This is a genomic window from Streptomyces sp. NBC_00443, from assembly GCF_036014175.1.
Lineage (GTDB): Bacteria > Actinomycetota > Actinomycetes > Streptomycetales > Streptomycetaceae > Streptomyces.
Map to the genome: position 1 here is coordinate 6097311 of NZ_CP107917.1, position 17683 is coordinate 6114993.

Sequence of the window (17683 nt, forward strand, 5' to 3'; positions counted from 1 at the left end):
GTCATCCGGACGTGACTGCCACTAGATTCAGGGCATGGCGGACACGAAGCGCGAAATCGAGCGGAAATATGAATCCGACGACAGCGGCCTGCCGGATCTGACCGGGGTCGCCGGGGTCGATGCTGTGATCGACAAGGGCGTAGCGCACTTGGACGCCACCTACTACGACACCGCGGACGAGCGCCTCGCCACGTCCTCGATCACACTGCGGCGCCGAACGGGCGGGGCCGACGCGGGCTGGCATCTGAAGTTCCCCGTGGCCCCCGGCGTGCGGGACGAGGTCCAGGCGCCGCTGTCCGACACGCTGCCCGACACCCTTGCCGGGCTCGTCCGCTCCCGGGTCCGGGACACCGAACTGGTGCCCATGGTCCGGCTGCGCTCCGAGCGTGACGTGCGGCATCTCGTGGACACCGACTGCGGGCTGCTCGCGGAGGTCAGTGTGGACGCCGTGCAGGCGGACCGTCTCGCAGGCGGCAGCGGTACCGCGCAGTGGACCGAGATCGAGGTGGAGTTGGCCGACGGCGTGGACCCCGTGTTGCTCGACAAGGTGGAGAAGCGGCTGCGTAAGGCCGGGGTTCGGCCGTCGAAGTCGGAGTCGAAGCTCGCGCGCGCCCTGGCCGAGACCGCCCCGCAGAAGCTCGCCCCCGTGTCCGTCGAGGACCCCGTGACCCCCGGCGACCACGTGCTCGCGTACGTCCGCGCCCAGCGCGACGCGATCGTCGAGCTCGACCCCGCCGTACGCCAGGACGTCGAGGACTCCGTGCACAGCATGCGCGTCGCCACCCGCCGGATGCGCAGTACCTTCAAGTCCTTCGGCAAGGTCCTCGACCGGGCGGTCACCGACCCGATCGGCGACGAGCTGAAGTGGCTGGCCGGCGAGCTGGGCGTGGACCGGGACCGCGAGGTGCTGAACGAACGTCTGTCGGCGGCTCTTGACGAGGTGCCGCACGCTCTCGTCTACGGTCCGGTGGCCGAGCGGCTGAGCCACTGGGCCGGGGACAGGCCCGGCGGGGCGAGCAGCCGGCTGATCGGGGTCCTCGACTCCCACCGCTACCTGGCCCTGCTCGACGCCATGGACGGACTGCTCGCCGACCCGCCGCTGCTGAAGGCGGCCGGGAAGGAGCCCGGGGACGCGCTGCCGAAGGCCGTGCGGAAGGACTTCGGCAAGGTGTCCGCGCTCGTCGAGCGGGCTCTGGAGCTGGAGCCCGGCAGCGACCGTGACGTCGCCATCCACGAGGCCCGCAAGAAGACCAAGCGCACCCGCTACGCGGCGGAGGCGGCCGTTCCGGCGCTCGGCAAGCCGGCCAAGGGCCTGGTCAAGACCATGAAGTCACTACAGAACCTGCTCGGCGAGCACCAGGACAGCGTCATGGCCCGGCAGACCCTGAGCGAGCTGTCCGCGGTCGCTCATACGGCCGGGGAGAGCGCCTTCACGTACGGGCTGCTGTACGGGCGCGAGGAGCAGCGGGCGGCGGCCGCGGAGGACCAGCTGCCCGGAGTCTGGGACGGGATCAAGGACGGGGCGGACGTCCTCTGAGCCCTCGGACGTGCTGGAGGTGTCCGCGGTCGCGTTAGGCTAGATGGTCACCCCTGTCAGTTCTGTCCCGCTCACGAAGGTTCGCGAGATGCCTGCCGAAGTCGCTGCGTCGGTTTTCCCGCAGCTCGAAGCTCTGCTCCCGCATGTGCAGAAGCCGATCCAGTACGTCGGCGGAGAGCTCAACTCCACGGTCAAGCCGTGGGACTCCTGCGACGTCCGCTGGGCGCTCATGTACCCCGACGCGTACGAGGTCGGGCTGCCCAACCAGGGCGTCATGATCCTCTACGAGGTCCTGAACGAGCAGCAGGGCGTCCTCGCCGAGCGCACATACAGCGTGTGGCCGGACCTGGAGGCGCTGATGCGGGAGCACGGCGTCCCGCAGTTCACGGTGGACAGCCACCGGCCGGTGAAGGGCTTCGACGTGTTCGGCCTGTCCTTCTCCACCGAACTCGGCTACACGAACATGCTCACGGCCCTCGACCTGGCGGGCATCCCGCTTGAGTCCAAGGACCGGACCATCGACGACCCGATCGTCCTGGCGGGCGGCCACGCGGCCTTCAACCCCGAGCCGATCGCCGACTTCATCGACGCGGCGATCATCGGCGACGGCGAGCAGGCCGTGCTGGACATGACGGCGATCATCCGCGCGTGGAAGGCGGAGGGCTGCCCCGGTGGGCGCGAAGAGGTCCTCTTCCGCCTGGCGAGGACGGGCTCGGTGTACATCCCGGCGTTCTACGACGTCGAGTACCTCCCGGACGGCCGTATCGCCCGTGTCGTACCGAACAAGAGCGGTGTCCCGTGGCGTGTGTCCAAGCACACGGTCATGGACCTGGACGAGTGGCCGTACCCCAAGCAGCCGCTCGTGCCGCTCGCCGAGACGGTCCACGAGCGCATGTCGGTCGAGATCTTCCGCGGCTGCACCCGCGGCTGCCGCTTCTGCCAGGCCGGCATGATCACGCGCCCGGTGCGTGAGCGCTCGATCACCGGCATCGGCGACATGGTCGACAAGGGCCTGAAGGCGACCGGCTTCGAGGAGGTCGGCCTGCTCTCCCTCTCCTCGGCGGACCACAGCGAGATCGGCGACGTGGCGAAGGGCCTGGCGGACCGCTACGAGGAAGACAAGATCGGCCTCTCGCTCCCGTCCACCCGCGTCGACGCCTTCAACATCGACCTGGCGAACGAGCTGACGCGCAACGGCCGCCGCTCCGGTCTGACCTTCGCCCCGGAGGGCGGCTCGGAGCGCATCCGCAAGGTCATCAACAAGATGGTCTCGGAAGACGACCTGATCCGGACCGTCTCCACCGCCTACGGCAATGGCTGGCGCCAGGTGAAGCTGTACTTCATGTGCGGCCTGCCGACCGAGACCGATGACGACGTCCTGCAGATCGCCGACATGGCGACGAAGGTGATCGCCAAGGGCCGCGAGGTCTCCCGCTCGAACGACATCCGCTGCACGGTCTCGATCGGCGGCTTCGTCCCGAAGCCCCACACCCCCTTCCAGTGGGCCCCGCAGCTGTCGGCCGAGGAGACGGACGCCCGTCTCGAGAAGCTCCGCGACAAGATCCGCGGCGACAAGAAGTACGGCCGCTCGATCGGCTTCCGCTACCACGACGGCAAGCCGGGCATCGTCGAGGGCCTCCTGTCCCGCGGCGACCGCCGCATCGGCGCGGTCATCCGCGCGGTCTACGACGACGGCGGCCGCTTCGACGGCTGGCGCGAGCACTTCTCCTACGACCGCTGGATGCGGTGCGCCGACAAGGCGCTGGTCCCGTTCGGCGTCGACGTCGACTGGTACACCACCCGCGAGCGCACCTACGAGGAGGTCCTCCCCTGGGACCACCTCGACTCCGGCCTCGACAAGGACTGGCTCTGGGAGGACTGGCAGGACGCCCTCGACGAGACCGAGGTGGAGGACTGCCGGTGGACACCGTGCTTCGACTGCGGGGTGTGCCCGCAGATGGACACCCAGATCCAGATCGGCCCGACGGGCAAGAAGCTGCTGCCGCTGACGGTCAAGAAGTCCTCGTGACCAGCGGCGACACGGTCCGGCAGGTGGCTGAGACACTCGCTGGTCTGACCGAGGCGGAGCGTGCCGAGATGCTTCGCACGCTCGGTGCAAGGGGGCGCGAGCAGGCGCCCCGTGCCGTGCGGCGTACGCCGCTGCCTGCTCCCCGGCGAGCCGAGAGCATCGTCTCTTCGGTTGAGTGGGTGTGATCGATGAGAGGCGTTCGGACAGTGACAGTCCGGCGCCTCTCACTCGTTGTGGGGTGCGGTTCCCGCGCAGATGAACGGCTTTCCTGTTCTGGAAAGCCGGGATCTTGACCCCGCTGCCCGCAGGTCGGAAGCATCGATCGGGACACTGACTGTCGACGTGAGGGGGAAGCCGTGGGTGCACCGCTGCGGAAGCTGTCGGGAGATCGGGACTGCAAGAACGGCACGTGCCCGACGCTGTGGGGTACGGACGACGGCAAGGACTACGTGGTGCAGGGATACGTGATCACGGATCCTGAGCGGCTGGCGCAGCTCGACCTGCCCCGAGGGGAAACGGCCGTCATGATCCCGGCCGCAGTTCTTGAGGAGTACTTCAATGCTCGCGGCTGAGGAGTTCGGCCGTCTCTTCGAGACCTTCGAGCGCACGGCCTTCCGGTTGGAAACTCTCGCCGTCTACGACGTTGACGAAGAGCGCGAAGAGATCGTGCGGTTCCTCGCGGGCGAGGACATGGGGCCGGACTGGGACGACAACCCATGGGTGCGCTCGATGACGGACAACGGCAAGAGCGTGTCGCGCGTGCACGTCCTGCGCTCTCCGCTCACGGAGTACCTCCGGTACGAACTGGCCGCATACCCCGGCAACATCAAGGCGGGCGAGTCCATCGGGATCATCGATCTCGCCGAGCAGGAAGTGACGGGGCTCCCGGATCACGACTTCTGGCTCTTCGACGACCGCGACGTGTACCGGATGCACTACACCCCCGAAGGCAAGTTCGTCGGCGGTGAACACTTGCCCGCTGACCGGCTCGCGGAGTACCAGGGTTACCGAGACGTGGCGCTCACCCACGCCGTGCCGTTCGCGTCCTACTGGGAGCGGCACCACTGACCACGGACTCGATCGGGAAAGCCCTGCGGGCGCTGCGGGAGGCATCGGGACGGACCGGTGACGCGGTGGCCCGCAGGGCTTCCATGTCTGCGGGAAAGCTCTCGAAGATCAAGAACGGCAGGACCCTGCCGACAGCCCAGGACGTCGACCTGATCCTTTCGGCGCTCGATGTCTCGGACGATGTGAAGGAACAGTTCCTTGCGACTGCCCGTGCAGAGGCGACGGCATGGTGCCTGCTACGCCGCATGGGGCCGTGGAAGCACCAGAACACCATCAAGGCCATCGAGAGCAGTACGGCCCTGCTCAGGCTGTTTCAGGGGCAGTTCATCCCCGGACTTCTCCAGACTCCTGAGTACGCCACGGCGGTGTTCTCCCTGCCGCCCGCGCTGCCGGAGGAGACAAGGGCGCGAACAGTGGCTGCCAGGCTGGAGCGGCAAGCAACGCTGTATGAGGACGGCCGATCGTTCCGCTTCGTCATCTGCGAACACGTCCTGCGGTGGCTGGTCTGTGAGCCGGCCGTCATGGCTACCCAACTGGACCGGGTCGTCTCGGTCTCCCGGCTTCCCAACGTGAGCATCGGCGTCGTGCCGCTGACCGGCCGGATGCGCCCCGACCCGGTCAACGCCGGGACCATCAAGCAGTGGTGCGTCGACTACTGGGAGGAGGCGAACCCGTACTCCATGGGCGGCTCATACGTGAACTTCATGGGTGAGGTCGAGGACCAGGGGCGGGTACGGGCCACGTACCGCGACCACTACGACCGGCTCGCACAGGTCAAGCGGACGTACGACCCGGGCAACCTCTTCCACGCCAACCAGAACATCAGGCCGGCCCAGTTGTCCTGATCTGCCGAACGGGGTAAGTCCGCGTGCGCGTCCCCGGCTCGGGTTCGAGCCTGGGGGCATGAGCATTCGTCCATGGGTCGTTGTCGAGGCACCTGACAGTCGTGGGTTGCGTCGGGTCACCGTGGGTGGCGAGACGGTGGGTAGTGCCTGGTCGTCGGGCGAACTGCGGAACATGCTCGGCCGCCTCGGTTACCCGGCGGACATGGATCTGGAGGACCCGGCATCCGTGTGCTGGCGCGGAGGGGACAGTAGGACGTGGCCCGAGCGCGCTTGGAGAAGGCGCGCGATCACCGTGCTCATGGTGGCTGGACTGCTCGCGTCCATGGCGCTCAACGCGGTGGTCGGATGGCCTGACGCCTCGGGCGCTCTGACTTTCGCGCAACGGATGAGTGGGGTTCTGTTCGTCCTTTCGGGTCTGGTGCTGGGCGCGGCAGCGATCGCGGCATTCGACTACCAGGGGAGGCGACAGTTCAGGTTCTCAGGGGCGATCGTCCTGCTGGGGGTGCTCATCACGCTGGCCACTGACAGTCTTCTTCTGTTCATGTGGTTCGAAGAAATGGAGTACACGCACTACGCGCTGGTGTTCATGTCCCTCTGGTGCTGGTCTGTGTGGATGCTGTGGCTGCTTGTCCGCGGAAAAGCGTGGCAGGGAGTTCCAGGACCCAAGAGATTTGCGGCCGGGGTGGTCGCCACCGCGCTGCTGACTGGTGTGAGCCTGGCGTATTCAACCATGTACCAGCCTGCGGCAGCCCCGATGCACTTCATTCTGAAGGCAGAGTTCGGGAAGCCGCGGGCGGACCGTACGCTCCCATTCATCCATGTTCCGGTGACACTTTACATGAGAAACACCGGAGAGATTCCGGTGTACATCATCAATGACATCTTCACGATCCGCGGCAGGAATGCTCAGTATTCCGATCGTCCTGAGAGGGGGGACTTCGTGAGGGAGTGGAAAGAGAGCGCGGAGGTGTGGGGGGATCCCGGAAATGCGGAACGCCACGTCAGGAAAATCAGGTACACCAAGCTGAGCAGCGGACATTTCTATGGTCCGGGAAGCCGACTCGAGACCGGACAGGAGTACACTCTTCAGCATGTTTTTCAGCTTCCCAAGGACCCCAGTTACGACACCATCAGTGTCGACTTGCAGGTGTCCTACATGAGAAAGGATCGAGGGAAGCTCGATGTTGAAACGTTTGGAACTCCTCATTATTCATGGAGCGAAGGAGAAGGGCGATACTACTGCCCCCCGGAGCGGGGGTGCAGCCCACGCCTCGTTTATCACGGAAGGCTGCGACACAATAACAACCTCGTCAATGTGACGCGTAAAACACGCTACGTGACGGCGATCTGGTATCCCGGGGACGATGATCCCATTTCCTCCATCTCATCGTTCGATTACGGACTGGAGAGCGGTTTTGAGCGGGAAGAGAGGAGGGAGCTGGACAGGTATGGGGCCACGAAGGTCCGTGCCAACTCCGCGGTGCCCGTCGCGGAACTGCTGACTTCTTCCGGCGCCTGAGGCGCTCCAGGTCCCTGTCGGGACCCCTTCCTCGTCAAGGTAGCCGGCCGCAGACAGGCAGAAGTTGGCAGATTTGCCGATGGTTGAGAACAGTTTGCTTTTCGGTACGAATACGGCGAGGGCGATGATGAGTTCTTCTGTTTCGAACGGGGCGCGGACGTGCTGGTCGTTCCGCAACTGGGCCATGACGTCGAGCAGATCATCTCCCTTCTCCTCGGTCTTCCAGAAGTCCTTCACCCCTTCGCTGTCCCAATCCTCAGGTACCAGGTCCCGTAGTGTCCGAACGAGAGCGCGCTCCGGGGGCGAATCAAAAATGGCGTTGGCGCATTCCGCGGCGGCCTTGCCGAGGGGGTCGTCCGGCAGGCCCTCAGCCGAGGCGGCTTCCTCATGCTGATCGTTCATCCGAGCGGCCCCCACCCTCATCTCCTTCTCGGCTTCGGCCCGCTCCTCCTGCGAAGTGCTGGGGTCGCTGATTTTCCCCAGCAACGAACTGACCTCGGATGTGGTCCGCGCGAGCTCTTCTCTGTTCTTCTCAGGCGTCTCAGGGTCGGCGGCTGTGGCCACCGCGGTGGCCACCTCAAGCGCTGTCGGACCAACCGCCTGCCCGCCCCGCGCCGGTGAACGAACCAGCTTCGCGTCCTTGCTTCGCTCCAGGGCGTAGCTCAACTGTTGGACGGTTGTGACCAGCCATCCCCGCAACTCTCGCGGAGTCTTCGGGTCACAGATGACATCCATGGCGGTGGTCGTCCGCTTCACCACCAGGATGATCAAGGACCGCTCTTCGAGCGGCACCTTCGGGTCGCGGCCCACCGTCAGTGTGGAGATCACCTGCTTCACGAGCGCGGTCAACTGTTCCCGCAGCTCGCGAGGTGTCCCGGCGTCACCGAGGGCAGTCAGTGCGACGTTCAGCCACTTTGCGCAGACGATGATGCCCTGCCTGTCCTGCGGCGGCGTCTCAGGGTCCGCGACCTCCTTGAGCGTGGTGGCCAATTGGGCCACGGCCGGCGCGAGTTCCTTGGGGAGGTCCGCCTTGTTCTCGGTCAGGCTTTCCGTTGCGGCTTCAATTTCCTCCGTCTGTTCTGCCGGTGGGTCCTCGGGTTGGGGCTCTGGTGGGTCGTCGGGTTGGGGTTCCGGTGGGTCGTCGGGTTGGGGCTCTGGTGGGTCGTCGGGTTGGGGTTCCGGTGGGTCGTCGGGTTGGGGCTCTGGTGGGTCGTCGGGTTGGGGTTCCGGTGGGTCGTCGGGTTGGGGCTCTGGTGGGTCGTCGGGTTGGGGTTCCGGTGGCTCGTCCGGTTGGGGCTCCGGCGGCGGCGGAGAAGGCTCAGGCGGAGGTGGTGGCGTCTGGGCGAGTACGTCCGTCCTGCTCGCGCCATAGGCCTGAGACGCCGTCACCGCACTCGTCAGACCTACCGGACAGACAAGAACCGCGGCCAAGAGGGATGCGCTGACCCTGTGGGAGGCGTGTCGCCGGGCGGTTCTGGCCATGGTGGTTCCAGATGCACTGTGCGTGGCGCTGCTTCAACCGTGATTGCTTCAACCGTGATTGCTTCAACCGTGATTGCTTCAACCGTGATTGCTTCAACCGTCGTTGCTTCAACTGTCGTGGCGGACCAGGCTCTACAAACAACCCTTCACCCGGTTGGTGGATCCCGCAACGTGAACGCCGGGTCTCGCGCAAGGCGTTGTCGGCGTAAGGTGATCACGGTTGTGGGGAGTGCGAGGACGAGCGGGGCAGGACAGTGCGGTACGGGATCCGGACGGGCGACTGAGGCGTCTACGCCGTCATGGACCTCGAGAAGACACCAGCACAGCCCCAGCAGCAGGCAGCACCCGAAGGGTGTCTTGTCGTCGCGATCCGCGTTCCCGTGCGGATCGTGGTGCTGGTGCTTGTCGTGCCCGTGCGCATGGCGTGGGACGCGCTCGTCGTCGCCGGGCGCTTCCTCAACGACACGATGCTGCGGCCGCTGGGGCGGGCGCTGCTGTGGCTCGGGCGGGCGTTGTTCGTGTGGCCGTTCGTGGGGCTGTGGCGGTACGTCGTCGTGCCCGTCGCCAAGGGGCTCGCCTGGCTGGGGAACGTACTCCTGGTCGTTCCGCTGGTGTGGCTGTACCGGTACGCACTCACTCCGCTCGGGCACGCGTGCGCGTGGCTGGCGCGAGGGATCGGGGCCGGGCTGGGATGGCTGTACGCGCGCGTGCTCGCACCGATCGGGCATGCGGCGATGTGGGTCCTCAGGGGGCTCGGCGCGATGCTCGCCGCGGCCGGGCTCGGCGCGTTCGCCGTCGTGGCGTGGCTGGTGCGGTATCTCCTCGTCGTCCCGGCCGTGTGGGTGTACGAGTGGGTCCTCGCGCCCCTCGGGCGGGCGATCGCCTGGTGTGCGAGGGGCCTGCTGTGGGCCGTGAGCACGGTCGTCACCGGGATCGGGACCGCGCTGTACTGGATCGGACGCGTGCTGTTCGTGCTGCCCGCACTGGGCGTGTACCGGTGGGTCCTCGCGCCCCTCGGCCGTGTGCTCGCCGTCATCGGCAGGGAGATCTGGGAGGCGCTCGGGCATGCGTGGCGGGTCGCCGGGCGGATCTCGCTCGCTGTCGGACGGTTCCTCGCGAGCCTCTTCCGGTGGGTCTTCGTGGAGCCGGTGCGATGGGTGTACCGAACCGTGCTCACACCGGTCGGGCACGTCGTCCGGGACACCGTGCTGCGGCCCGCCGCCGAGGCCGCGCGCAGCGTGGGGCGAGCCACCCGGCAGGCCCTCGCCGACGTCCGGGAGTCCGTACGGCAGGCGCGGGCCGACTTCCGGCGGATGCTGCTCGGGGAGCCGAAGAAGCGGGAGGCCGTGCCCGGACGGGAACCTCCGGGCCGTGAGACACGTACTCTTGGTAGCAGTACGACCGCTCTCACGAAGGACTGAACGACACTGGGCAAGCGACAGCCCGAAGGCCCGCCGCCCGCACCCGCGGTGCAGCGCATCCGACTGCGCTACACCAAGCGCGGCCGCCTCCGGTTCACCAGCCACCGTGACTTCCAGCGCGCCTTCGAGCGTGCGCTGCGCCGTGCCGAGGTGCCGATGGCGTACTCGGCAGGGTTCACGCCGCATCCGAAGGTGTCGTACGCCAATGCCGCACCCACCGGCACGGGCAGTGAGGCGGAGTATCTGGAGATCGCGCTCACCACAGCGCGGGATCCCGAGAAGCTGCGGCTTCTCCTCGACGAGTCGATGCCCACCGGCCTCGACATCGTCGACGCGGTCGAGGCCCGGACCTCGGGGCTCGCCGACCGGCTCACCGCTTCCGTGTGGGAGGTGCGGCTGGCCGGCGTGGAGTCTGTCGAGGCCGAGCGAGCCGTGGCGGCCTTCAACGCCGCCGAGGCGGTCGAGGTCCAGCGGATGACCAAGAACGGCGTCCGCACCTTCGACGCCCGCCCCGCGGTAGTACAACTTGAAACACAGAGTGAAACGGCTGATAGGCCGACCGACCAGCCCTGTGCGATACTGCGGCTGGTTGTTCGGCACGTGACGCCTGCCGTACGACCCGACGACGTCCTGTCCGGTCTCCGCGCCGTGGCCGACCTGGCGCCGCCGGTCCCCGCAGCGGTGACCAGGCTGGCGCAGGGGCTGTTCGATGAAGAGACTGGCACGGTGACCGACCCGCTCGCGCCCGACCGCGAGGCAGCGACGGCCCCACCCGAGGCCGAGACCGCTGCCGCCGCGACGGCGTCGGCGTAAGGAAGGTTCCGCGCAAGGACGGTCGTCGAAGCGCCGCCCTCGTACTCGGGAGCCACCTGGGTCGGGCAGCGCACCGACCAGAAGACTTTCGCCAGGCCGTACGCATTCGGCGTACGGAACCGGTGAGACAGGACACAGAGAGCTCCCGTGCGGCGCCCGCGCCCCGGACGGCGGCAGTCGCGCAATGCGCGAGCCGCGGACGTCACCGGCATACCGCCGGACCAGGCGCGGCGCCCGGGAGCCTGACGGGAGAAACGCCCGCATGCTCGAACCGACCGAACCCAACGAGGGTTCCGAACTGAACACTCCCAGCGACACCCTGCCGCCGCGCCGGCGGCGCCGTGCCGCGTCCCGCCCGGCCGGCCCGCCGACGGCTGCCGCCGAGGCGCAGCCCACAGAGGTGGTCGAGCCGGCCATACCGGTCGCCGATGCCTCCGATGTGGCGGCCCTGACCGAAGACGCCGAGACGGCCGAGAAGCGCCAGGAGAGCATCGACGCCGTCGTTGCCGCCGTGGCCGAGGCGACCTCTGAAGCCGCGGATGCCGAAGAGACCCAGGACGCCGAAGAGGCGGAGGGGACGGCGGAGGCCGCCCCTGCCGGTCGTACGCGTCGGCGTGCTGTGCGTCGCGCGTCCGCGCCGACCGGATCGCCGACGGCTGCAGAGGCCGCCGAGACCGTGGTGCCGGTGGCTGCCACCGCACCCGTCGCCGAGCAGGCGAGTCCGGCCGCCGCCGAAGAGCCCGCGCTCGAGAGTGCTGTGGCCGAGGAGTCGGCGCCGCCCCGTTCGCGTCGCCGCGCGGTGCGTCGGGCGTCCGCGCCCGCTGGTGCTCCCGCGCCGACGGAGGCCGCCGAGACCGTGGTCTCCGATGCCTCCGGTACGGCCGCTGAAGCCGCCGCCCCGGCCGAGAACGCCGAGGCTGCCGAGGACGCTGCCCCGCGTCGTACGCGCCGGCGTGCCACGCGTCGGGTTTCCGTGCCCGCCGGTGCTGCCGCCGCCGACGAGGCCGCTGCGCCTGCGGTGGCCGACGAGAGCACCGAGGCCCCCGCCGAGACTGCCACCGACGCCGAGGAGGCCGCTGAGGCTGCCCCGCGTCGTACCCGCCGACGCGCCACGCGGCGTGAGGCCGCTGCTGCCGACGAGACCTCCGAGGCCGTTGCTGTCGAGGCCCCCGCTGAGACGCCCGTGACCGCGGTGACGCCCGTGACTCCCGGTATCGACACCGTGACCGCCGCGGTGGCCGGTGTCGGCGAGCCCGCCGAGGCACCCGCCGCCGAAGCCGAGGAGAAGGCCGCCCCCCGCCGCCGTCGCCGTGTCGTCCAGCGGGCCGCCACCGGCTTCGCGGCGCCGGCTCAGTCCGCAGGCTCCGAGGGCGGCGAGTCGCCGCGCCCCGCACGGCCTGCCACGGCCGTGTTCCAGGCGCCCGTCTTCACCGAGCCGCAGTTCCAGACGCCCCAGCGCGCCGCCGCCGAGGCCGCCGCGGGAGCGGAGACCGAGGACGTCGAGGAGCTCGCGGAGGAGCAGCCCGCCGCGTCGAAGCGTCGTCGCCGGCGCCGGGGCGCCGGGTACGGCGACGAGGCCGAGGCCACCCAGAGCGTCGAGGCCGCCGCCGAGGACGAGACCGAGGAAGCCGAAGACGCGGAGACCGAGGACGCCGCCGACGGTGACGACGCCGAGGAGACCGGGTCGCGTCGGCGCCGTCGGCGTGGTGGCCGGCGTCGTCGTCGGGGTGAGTCCGCGGACTCCGAGTCCGAGGGCGGTGACGCCGAAGACGACGAGGTCGCCGCGGCGCAGGCCGCGCAGGACGCCGAGGACGCCGCCGAGCAGGACGAAGAGGACTCCGAGGACGGCCGAGGCGAAGACGGCGGTTCCAGCTCCAACAGCCGCCGTCGCCGTCGCCGTCGTCGTCGCTCCGGTGACTCCTCCGTGGACACCGAGCCCGGCGAGGGCGACCCCGAGCGCACCGTCGTCAAGGTCCGCGAGCCCCGCCCGAAGGCCGAGCCCTCCGACGAGGTGCAGTCCATCAAGGGCTCCACCCGCCTGGAGGCCAAGAAGCAGCGCCGCCGGGAAGGCCGTGAGCAGGGCCGTCGCCGCGTGCCGATCATCACCGAGGCCGAGTTCCTGGCCCGCCGTGAGGCCGTCGAGCGCGTGATGGTCGTCCGCCAGCACGGCGACCGTACGCAGATCGGCGTCCTCGAGGACGACGTGCTCGTCGAGCACTACGTCAACAAGGAGCAGTCGACCTCGTACGTCGGCAACGTCTACCTGGGCAAGGTCCAGAACGTGCTGCCGTCGATGGAGGCCGCCTTCATCGACATCGGCAAGGGCCGCAACGCCGTCCTGTACGCCGGCGAGGTCAACTTCGAGGCGCTCGGCATGGCCAACGGGCCGCGCCGCATCGAGTCCGCCCTCAAGTCCGGCCAGTCCGTGCTCGTCCAGGTCACCAAGGACCCGATCGGGCACAAGGGCGCGCGTCTGACCAGCCAGGTCTCCCTCCCGGGCCGTTACCTCGTGTACGTCCCCGAGGGCTCGATGACCGGCATCAGCCGCAAGCTGCCGGACACCGAGCGGGCCCGGCTGAAGACCATCCTCAAGAAGATCGTCCCCGAGGACGCGGGCGTCATCGTCCGTACGGCCGCGGAGGGCGCGAGCGAGGACGAGCTGCGCCGCGATGTCGAACGGCTCCAGGCGCAGTGGGAGGACATCCAGAAGAAGGCCAAGAACGGCAACGCGCCGACGCTGCTGTACGGCGAGCCGGACATGACCGTCCGGGTCGTCCGGGACATCTTCAACGAGGACTTCTCCAAGGTCGTCGTCAGCGGTGACGAGGCCTGGGACACCGTCCACGGCTATGTCTCGCACGTCGCGCCCGACCTCGCCGAGCGTCTGTCGAAGTGGACCTCCGAGGTCGACGTCTTCGCCACCTACCGGATCGACGAGCAGCTCGCCAAGGCGCTGGACCGCAAGGTCTGGCTGCCGAGCGGTGGTTCGCTGGTGATCGACCGGACCGAGGCGATGGTCGTCGTCGACGTCAACACCGGCAAGTTCACCGGCCAGGGCGGCAACCTCGAGGAGACCGTCACCAGGAACAACCTGGAGGCGGCCGAGGAGATCGTGCGTCAGCTGCGGCTGCGCGACCTCGGCGGCATCATCGTCATCGACTTCATCGACATGGTGCTGGAGTCCAACCGGGACCTGGTGCTGCGGCGCCTGCTGGAGTGCCTGGGCCGCGACCGTACGAAGCACCAGGTCGCCGAGGTGACCTCGCTGGGGCTGGTGCAGATGACCCGCAAGCGGGTCGGTCAGGGCCTGCTGGAGTCCTTCTCCGAGACCTGCGTCCACTGCAACGGCCGCGGTGTCATCGTGCACATGGAGCAGCCGACCTCCGCCGGAGGCGGCGGCAAGCGCAAGAAGCGCGCGCGGGCCGGTGCCGGTCCGGAGCATGTGCACGAGGCCGCCGTCGCCGTCGAGCCTGGCGAGACGGCCGAGGAGGAGGCGGAGTCCGAGTCCGAGGTCGCTGCGGAGGCCGCACGGCCCGCCGCGCTTCCGGAGCCTGCCTTCGCGCCCGACGAGGAGCTGTACAGCAGCGTCGCCGAGGCGGAGGCCGCGGCCGGGCGTGGCGGTCGTTCGCGTCGCCGTGGCGGTCGGCGTGCGTCCGCTCCGGCGGGTGCGCCGAGGAAGTCCGAGGCGGTGCCCACGGCTCAGGACGTGACCGTCGAGCAGGAGGTCGAGCGTCCGGTGCAGCCGGAGTCGGCCGCCGAGGCGAAGGCCCAGCCGATGGCCGTGGAGGACGCGGTCGTCGAGGCCCCGGCCACCGAGGAGGCCGCGCCCAAGGGGCGTACGCGGCGTCGTGCGACCCGTAAGGTGTCCGCGCCCGCCGGTTCGCCCGCGGGGTCCGAGGCCACCGTCGTGACGGTCGGCGAGGCCGCGTCCACCGCGTCCGAGCAGGCGGCGCAGGCCCCGGCTGAGGCTCCCTCGGAGCAGGCTGAGCCGGTTCCGGCCGAGGCGGCCGAGAGTGCCGCTCCGGCCCGGGCCCGGCGGCGTGCCGTGCGCAAGGCCACCGCGCCGACCGCGTCCGAGGAGACCGCCGTCGTGGTCGTCCCGGCCGCTGAGGCGGAGTCCGGCATCGCCGCGGAGGCCCCGGCCGCCGCGGAGGACGTCGAGGAGGCGGCTCCGGCCAAGAAGACGGCCCGTAAGACGGCCAAGAAGGCCACGGCGAAGAAGGCCGCCGCCACCAAGAAGACCGCGGCCAAGAAGACGGCCGCAAAGAAGGTGACGGCCAAGAAGGCGGCGAAGACCACCAAGACGGCCGCGGCCAAGTCGACGGCGAAGAAGACCACGGTCTCGGCAGCCACCGACGAGTGATGCGCGACTGAGCGCAACAACTGATGCGTGGTGCGGCCGGTCCATGTGACCGGCCGCACTGCGTTGGAGCCCGGCCCGGTTTGACCCCTTGGCCACGGCCCCGTAACCTTGACCGTCGGCGTGTCCCTGAATATAGGCACGCCACATCCCCGTAAACCTCATCCCTCCGGAGCTCAGGTTGTTCCGGAGAGGCCGTCCGCGTGCCGGACGGCTGGACTGCGGGGGTGCCGTTCCCGAGCGAGAGAGTGAGATCCGCGTGTACGCCATCGTGCGCAGCGGTGGTCGCCAGCACAAGGTTGCTGTCGGCGACATCGTTGAGGTTGACAAGATTTCCACTGCCAAGGTTGGCGACACGGTCGAGCTCTCGACCCTGCTCGTTGTCGACGGCGACGCTGTGACCAGTGACCCGTGGGTGCTGGCCGGCATCAAGGTCCAGGCCGAGGTCGTGGACCACCACAAGGGCGTCAAGATCGACATCCTTCGCTACAAGAACAAGACCGGCTACCGCCGTCGTCAGGGCCACCGCCAGCAGTACACGGCGATCAAGGTCACTGAGATCCCCGCGGCTGCGAAGTAAGGGACTGAGGAGAGATGGCACACAAGAAGGGCGCATCGTCCACCCGTAACGGTCGTGACTCCAACGCTCAGCGCCTCGGCGTGAAGCGCTTCGGTGGTCAGGTCGTCAACGCGGGCGAGATCCTGGTCCGTCAGCGCGGCACCCACTTCCACCCGGGCGCGGGCGTCGGCCGTGGCGGCGACGACACGCTGTTCGCCCTGCAGGCCGGTTCGGTGCAGTTCGGCACCCACCGTGGCCGCAAGGTCGTGAACATCGTTCCGGTCGCCTGATCGGAAACTTTCGCGAGGCGGACCTCACTTCCCTCACGGGAAGCGGGTCCGCCTTTCGCGTGTTAGTTCTCAGAGAACACCCCGTACGTAACTGGAGGCACATCCCATGACCACCTTCGTGGACCGCGTCGAGCTGCATGTCGCCGCGGGTAGCGGAGGCCACGGCTGTGCCTCCGTCCACCGTGAGAAGTTCAAGCCGCTCGGCGGACCCGACGGCGGCAACGGCGGGCGCGGCGGGGACGTGATCCTCACCGTCGACCAGTCGATCACCACGCTGCTCGACTACCACCACTCCCCGCACCGCAAGGCCACCAGCGGCAAGCCCGGTGAGGGCGGCAACCGCTCCGGCAAGGACGGGCAGGACCTCGTCCTTCCCGTGCCGGACGGCACCGTCGTTCTCGACAAGGCGGGCAATGTGCTCGCCGACCTGGTCGGGCACGGCACGTCGTACGTCTCCGCGCAGGGCGGCCGCGGCGGGCTCGGCAATGCCGCATTGGCGTCGGCGCGGCGCAAGGCGCCCGGGTTCGCGCTGCTCGGCGAGCCGGGGGACCTCCAGGACATCGTCCTGGAGCTGAAGACCGTCGCCGACGTGGCGCTGGTCGGGTACCCGAGCGCCGGGAAGTCCTCGCTGATCTCGGTGTTGAGCGCCGCGAAGCCGAAGATCGCGGACTACCCGTTCACGACGCTGGTGCCGAACCTGGGTGTGGTGACGGCGGGCTCGACCGTCTACACCATCGCCGACGTCCCGGGGCTGATCCCGGGCGCCAGTCAGGGCAAGGGCCTGGGCCTGGAGTTCCTGCGGCACGTCGAGCGGTGCAGTGTGCTGGTGCACGTCCTGGACACCGCGACGCTGGAGTCCGACCGGGACCCCGTCTCCGACCTGGACATCATCGAGGCGGAACTGCAGGAGTACGGCGGGCTCGACAACCGGCCGCGGATCGTCGTCCTGAACAAGATCGACGTACCGGACGGCAAGGACCTCGCCGAGATGGTGCGGCCGGATCTGGAGGCTCGTGGCTACCGGGTCTTCGAGGTGTCCGCGGTGGCGCATCTCGGGCTCAAGGAGCTGTCGTTCGCGCTGGCCGATCTGGTGGGCAGGGCGCGGGCCGCGAAGCCGACGGAAGAGGCGACGCGGATCGTGATCCGGCCGAAGGCCGTCGACGACGCCGGCTTCACCGTGACGCGCGAGGACTTCGACGGCGAGCCGCTGTTCCGGGTGCGTGGTGAGAAGCCCGAGCGCTGGGTGCGGCAGACCGACTTCAACAACGACGAGGCCGTGGGCTATCTCGCCGACCGGCTCAACCGGCTCGGTGTCGAGGACGAGTTGATGAAGGCGGGCGCCCGGTCCGGTGACGGCGTGGCCATCGGGCCCGAGGACAACGCCGTCGTCTTCGACTGGGAGCCGACGACGATGGCCGGGGCGGAGATGCTCGGCCGGCGTGGCGAGGACCACCGCTTCGAGGCGCCGCGGCCTGCTGCGCAGCGGCGGCGGGACAAGGACGCCGAGCGGGACGAGGCCCTCCGGGAGTTCGACGACTTCGAGCCGTTCTGAGGCTGAGGGTGCGTGCGGCGTTGTCGGTGCCGTCGACTGGGGGCTGCCGCCCCCAGACCCCCGCTTCGGCCTGAACGGCCTCGTCGTCAAACGCCGGACGGGCTGGAGTACCGGGGCCGGCGGTCAGGATGCCGTGGGTGGGCGGGGGTGCGGAGGCTGCTCTCGTCGTCAAACGCCGGACAGGCTGGAGTGCCGGCCCGGCGTCCAG

At 69.0% G+C, this 17683-nt stretch carries 11 protein-coding genes and 2 pseudogenes; all 13 read left to right on the forward strand.

Features of this window, described 5'->3' with window-relative positions; translation table 11 throughout:
- Window positions 1-34 precede the first annotated feature (34 nt).
- The 13 genes and pseudogenes from OHO27_RS27630 to obgE all read left to right on the forward strand — a co-directional run bounded on the left by OHO27_RS27630 (window position 35) and on the right by obgE (window position 17475).
- The gene (locus OHO27_RS27630) at window positions 35-1537 is read left to right on the forward strand and encodes a CYTH and CHAD domain-containing protein (RefSeq protein WP_328427667.1); all 1503 of its coding nucleotides are present in this window, start codon (window positions 35-37) and stop codon (window positions 1535-1537) included.
- An 88-nt stretch (window positions 1538-1625) separates the two neighbouring features.
- A complete protein-coding gene (locus OHO27_RS27635; protein WP_328427668.1) occupies window positions 1626-3566 on the forward strand; it encodes a TIGR03960 family B12-binding radical SAM protein in 1941 nt (646 codons plus the stop codon).
- A 356-nt stretch (window positions 3567-3922) separates the two neighbouring features.
- Complete coding sequence (locus tag OHO27_RS27640; RefSeq protein WP_328427669.1) at window positions 3923-4138, forward strand: hypothetical protein; 216 nt, start codon at window positions 3923-3925, stop codon at window positions 4136-4138.
- The gene (locus OHO27_RS27645; protein WP_328427670.1) at window positions 4125-4634 is read left to right on the forward strand and encodes a DUF6879 family protein; all 510 of its coding nucleotides are present in this window, start codon (window positions 4125-4127) and stop codon (window positions 4632-4634) included. Before OHO27_RS27640 ends, OHO27_RS27645 begins: the two co-directional genes overlap by 14 nt.
- Window positions 4635-4657: 23 nt before the next feature.
- Window positions 4658-5224 (forward strand): annotated as a pseudogene (locus tag OHO27_RS43200) (helix-turn-helix domain-containing protein); the annotation flags it as partial.
- 18 nt (window positions 5225-5242) lie between these two features.
- A pseudogene (locus OHO27_RS43205) lies at window positions 5243-5479 on the forward strand (BBE domain-containing protein); the annotation flags it as partial.
- A gap of 202 nt (window positions 5480-5681) precedes the next feature.
- Window positions 5682-6998, forward strand: coding sequence for a Yip1 family protein (locus tag OHO27_RS27660; RefSeq protein WP_328427671.1), 1317 nt, complete (start codon window positions 5682-5684; stop codon window positions 6996-6998).
- A gap of 1781 nt (window positions 6999-8779) precedes the next feature.
- Window positions 8780-9901 carry a hypothetical protein gene (locus tag OHO27_RS27665; protein WP_328427672.1) on the forward strand — a complete coding sequence of 374 codons (1122 nt, stop codon included), beginning with the start codon at window positions 8780-8782 and terminating at the stop codon, window positions 9899-9901.
- Between the two features lie 48 nt (window positions 9902-9949).
- Window positions 9950-10714: a TIGR03936 family radical SAM-associated protein gene (locus tag OHO27_RS27670; protein ID WP_328427673.1), complete on the forward strand. Its 765-nt coding sequence runs from the start codon at window positions 9950-9952 to the stop codon at window positions 10712-10714.
- A gap of 2149 nt (window positions 10715-12863) precedes the next feature.
- Window positions 12864-15077 (forward strand): Rne/Rng family ribonuclease, encoded by a 2214-nt coding sequence (locus OHO27_RS43210; RefSeq protein WP_443059720.1) that lies wholly within the window; start codon window positions 12864-12866, stop codon window positions 15075-15077.
- Between the two features lie 256 nt (window positions 15078-15333).
- On the forward strand, window positions 15334-15654 hold the full coding sequence (gene rplU / locus OHO27_RS27680; RefSeq protein WP_007381993.1) for a 50S ribosomal protein L21: 321 nt from the start codon (window positions 15334-15336) through the stop codon (window positions 15652-15654).
- 14 nt (window positions 15655-15668) lie between these two features.
- Complete coding sequence (gene rpmA, locus OHO27_RS27685; protein WP_010041940.1) at window positions 15669-15923, forward strand: 50S ribosomal protein L27; 255 nt, start codon at window positions 15669-15671, stop codon at window positions 15921-15923.
- Between the two features lie 106 nt (window positions 15924-16029).
- Complete coding sequence (gene obgE / locus OHO27_RS27690; RefSeq protein ID WP_328427675.1) at window positions 16030-17475, forward strand: GTPase ObgE; 1446 nt, start codon at window positions 16030-16032, stop codon at window positions 17473-17475.
- The last annotated feature ends 208 nt before the right edge of the window (window positions 17476-17683 follow it).